General features: G+C 40.0%; 2 protein-coding genes. One reads left to right on the top strand and one right to left on the bottom strand.

The features are described 5' to 3' along the window. Positions 1-649 precede the first annotated feature (649 nt). The gene (locus tag NB504_RS01155) at positions 650-1,102 is read right to left on the bottom strand and encodes an HPP family protein (RefSeq protein ID WP_055032211.1); all 453 of its coding nucleotides are present in this window, start codon (positions 1,100-1,102) and stop codon (positions 650-652) included. A 94-nt stretch (positions 1,103-1,196) separates the two neighbouring features. Between NB504_RS01155 and NB504_RS01150 the strand changes: the two genes are divergently transcribed. Continuing rightward, a complete protein-coding gene (locus tag NB504_RS01150) occupies positions 1,197-1,748 on the top strand; it encodes a TetR/AcrR family transcriptional regulator (RefSeq protein ID WP_258428099.1) in 552 nt (183 codons plus the stop codon). Positions 1,749-1,868 lie beyond the last annotated feature (120 nt).

Raw genomic sequence — 1,868 nt, 5'->3', positions numbered from 1 at the left:
CCGGACTCAAAAAACACACTGTAAACACTGAACTTCAATTTTGAACTAAAGCCGCCACGCGTTGGCAATCCCTCTTGAGCCGTTTGTTAGCTGCTGCACTTTAGCCGGAGATTTGCTACCCAACAGCCTAATTTAAAACACATTATTGCTTTCAAGCGACAAAGTGAAACGGACAACTGAGAAACTAAAACCTAATCCACGAAACGCACTTGGCAAAGAAGAAATAACAGCAAAACTGACGAGCTTCTAGAACTTAAATTTACAAAGAATTCTTTCGAAGAAGCCAACGACCAAGTGCGCGAAATCCATTTAAGCGCGAAAGAGCCTCAAAACCAAAGAAGCCACACCAAAGAAATAAACAAACACACCACTTCCCGTAAACAGACTTCGGTTAGTTCAACCGCTTCACGAACAGTGCCACTGGCGAGATACGTGGAAAAGTGCTGACTTTCAGGTGTAAAGCTAGAGCCTCAGACTAAGAAAAATAAGCGCTTAATTTTATGGTTTTTCTTAACCTCAGCTAACGCCCGCCTAAGGGGCTGGCAACGCATTACCACTAAACTCAATCACAACAGCCGAAACCACCACGGCTCAATGGGACTGGAAACGCCACGCGTTGACAGTCCCTCTTGAGGCGTTTGTTAGCACTCTAATTTTTAACCCATTGTCGAGTTAACATCTGCATACTTTTCCCGACTAACACAATAACAACTGCACCTAATAAAACAGGTGTGAAAAGAAAACTCCAACCTTGCCCAGAAAGCATAATCAATAGTGGGTTAGCTCCCGCAGGTGGATGTGTCGTTTTCGTAATCAGCATTGCACTAACAGCAAGCCCGGTTGCTACAGCTAATGATATCGCTGACACACCAATATATTGAGTAAAAATCACCCCTATGAAAGCGGTTATCAAATGTCCGAATATCACATTTTTAGGCTGAGCAAGAGGACTATTCGGAACACCAAACACAAGAACTGCAGTAGCACCAAAGGGAGCCATAAGTAAAACAACATTACCCATTGTTGAATCAAGAAAGGAAAGCATCCCTATTGCTAAACAGGCCCCAATGCCCGCCAAAATCGACATGAACAAACTGTGCATATAAATATCTCCATAAAGTAGACCACTCTGTCTACAAAATTAGAGTAGACAAAATGGTCTACCATTGTCAATATGACTTTAAAGGAGATATGAAATGAACCCAAAACGTCAATTGTTGATAGATACAGCACTAAACCTTTTTTATAAAAATGGAATCAATTCTATTGGAATAAATGAGGTCATTAGTGTTTCTGGTATTGCAAAACGAACTCTCTATTCTCATTTTGAAAGTAAAGAAGCCTTAATTCTTGCTGCTTTACAAAAACGGCACGAAATATTCACTTTTTGGTTAGAGCAAAAACTATCTGGCTCCCAGTCAAACCAAGAGGTTATTCATCGACTATTTTCAGCACTAGCCAATTGGTTTCAAAACAAAGAAAGTATGTTAGGTGATTTTCGAGGTTGTTTTTTCATTAATACATCTGCTGAATTTAGCGATATCAACAGCGAAATTTTCCGTTTCTGTAACCTCCACAAAGAGCATGTTAGACAAATTATTAGCTCTCATCTCAAAAGTAGAGATGATTCGTTGCTTGATGCTATTTGCATAATGAAAGAAGGAGCCATTGTAACAGCCCACTTGTCTAGAGATGGAAAAGAAATCACATTTAAATGTATTGAAATGCTCAAGAAATTTGAGTGCTAACGCCGCATTAAGGGGCAGACAACGCCGCCACAGAATTAAAATAGACAACTGTAAACACAAATTTTCAAGTAAACCACAAATGCCACGCGTTGACTGTCCCTCTTAAATGCTTTGTTATGT

It is taken from the genome of Vibrio sp. RM-69-4 (assembly GCF_024743775.1).
Classification (GTDB): Bacteria; Pseudomonadota; Gammaproteobacteria; order Enterobacterales; family Vibrionaceae; genus Vibrio; species Vibrio anguillarum.
Note: the sequence above shows the minus strand (reverse complement) of the source record. Positions and strands in the feature narration are given on the sequence as shown.